The following is a 1,423-nucleotide window of genomic DNA, read 5'->3' as shown; positions in this document are numbered from 1 at the left end:
TGATTACGAAGCAATCCTAAGTGGTGTCGCCGGACCAACAGGTGCAACGGGACCAACAGGGCCAACAGGTGCGACTGGTGTAGGGTTGGACAATGTAACGACATGGGATCCTGGACAGAGTGGCTCTTATACAAAGGGAGAAGTCGTTTCATATGATGGTAAGCTTTATGTTGTTGTTAATGCTCCGCCAACTGGGACACCGGGTAGCTCACCTGATTACGAAGCAATCCTAAGTGGTGTCGCCGGACCAACAGGTGCAACGGGACCAGCAGGACCAGCAGGTGTCACAGGTCCTACAGGGCCAGCGGGTGTCACAGGCCCTACAGGACCAGCTTCTCCGGGTGGTGGAGCACCGTATGCGGTTTACAATGTAGATCTTAGTGATACAGGTAGTAGTTTAGAGTTCACATTAGGAAATGTTATTTTCACTTATACAAAAACTACAAGTGTAGGTGCAAGTTTAACTTTAAATATGCGAGCTGCTTCGGTTCCTATCAAAATTGATTTAAAACGTTCGACTCAGTTTGATAGTGCAATGGAAGGTTACGCTTTAGATAACTACACTTTAAATACGACTAATTTAGCAACTGATCCGATAATTTTGAATAACTCTAGGGAGCAAGTTCGAACTTGGCTTCGTCAGCAAGATCCGGCGACAGGCTTATGGTCTTTACATGAAATAAATGTGTATGTTTCTGCAGGGGTCTCAAGAACATCCGTATGGATTTATCTGATTGACGAAGGAGTTTCTTATTAAATCAAATTTTCTAGAGGTTGGGACAAAAATAGCTTTGCACGTACTCTGTCAAATGAAAGTTAATTCTAAGATGCGTCCTTTCCTCGGTTGTAAACCGAGGAAAGGCTTTGCATCTCTATTGAAAACGACTTTTAATATAGAATTAAATATATTCAAAGACTGCTTGATATGCTTACTCTGTCGTTGAGTACTAAATACAGATTCGCCGGTTTAAAGTGAGTAAGAAAGCTTGGAATGTCTTTCTTGTTGCCTTAATTGTTTTCTCTGTATTACAATTTTGGATTTTAATGGAAAATAATCCCGTCAAAACTAAAGATAATTCGTGCTGATCCGACATCTCAAATGCACTTTTCATTATTATGAGAGTCTAAAACAGCGGATAGATAAGCCACAACATACAAAAATTTCGTCAGCTAGACTGTTAAGAACAATACCATCCTCATATTCTCTCTTTTATAAAAAACAAGGAGATTTCATTTTTTCAGTTGTAAAAGTTGTGTCCCACTTTTCTACCTATCTATTCATGCTGATGTTCATGAGCGTGATCCCAACGACCCATCAAAACGTCATCATGGCTCGCGCTAAGCGATATGTTTTATCGGGCGGGGTCGTTCGTGTTCGGTGGTGGTCACGTCGTCTTGCCGTTGCTCGAACGGGAATTTGTGC

General features: G+C 41.7%; 2 pseudogenes. Both read left to right on the top strand.

Annotated elements, in window-relative coordinates:
- Window positions 1-757, top strand: a pseudogene (locus G4V62_RS19060) (hypothetical protein); the annotation flags it as partial.
- A 566-nt stretch (window positions 758-1,323) separates the two neighbouring features.
- Window positions 1,324-1,423: pseudogene (locus G4V62_RS19055) on the top strand (chromate transporter); the annotation flags it as partial.

The organism is Litoribacterium kuwaitense (assembly GCF_011058155.1).
GTDB classification, from domain to species: domain Bacteria; phylum Bacillota; class Bacilli; order Bacillales; family DSM-28697; genus Litoribacterium; species Litoribacterium kuwaitense.
This window is presented reverse-complemented; position numbering and strand designations above follow the sequence as displayed.